This is a genomic window from Pseudomonas sp. SDO5522_S412, assembly GCF_054071215.1.
The window spans coordinates 1-222 of the sequence record NZ_JBSVWQ010000474.1 but is presented as its reverse complement, the minus strand read 5'-3'; the positions used below and the strand labels follow the sequence as shown (position 1 = coordinate 222).

Below are 222 nucleotides of genomic sequence, written 5' to 3'. Positions count from 1 at the left end.
GGGGCTTGAAGTACACCCGTTCGATCTCCGATCCGAAGTTCGAAACCGGTACCGTCGAGACCGACAAAGAGCTGCTGCGCAACTTGGTCGCCTACTACTGCGTCCTGGAAGGCATCTTCTTCTACTGCGGCTTCACCCAGATTTTGTCCATGGGCCGTCGGAACAAGATGACCGGCGTGGCCGAGCAGTTCCAGTACATCCTGCGGGATGAGTCGATGCACC

At 57.7% G+C, this 222-nt stretch carries 1 protein-coding gene; it reads left to right on the top strand.

The features are described from left to right. On the top strand, nt 1–222 hold a 222-nt coding region (locus ACW9I6_RS32495), incomplete at both ends, for a ribonucleotide-diphosphate reductase subunit beta (RefSeq protein WP_457340252.1).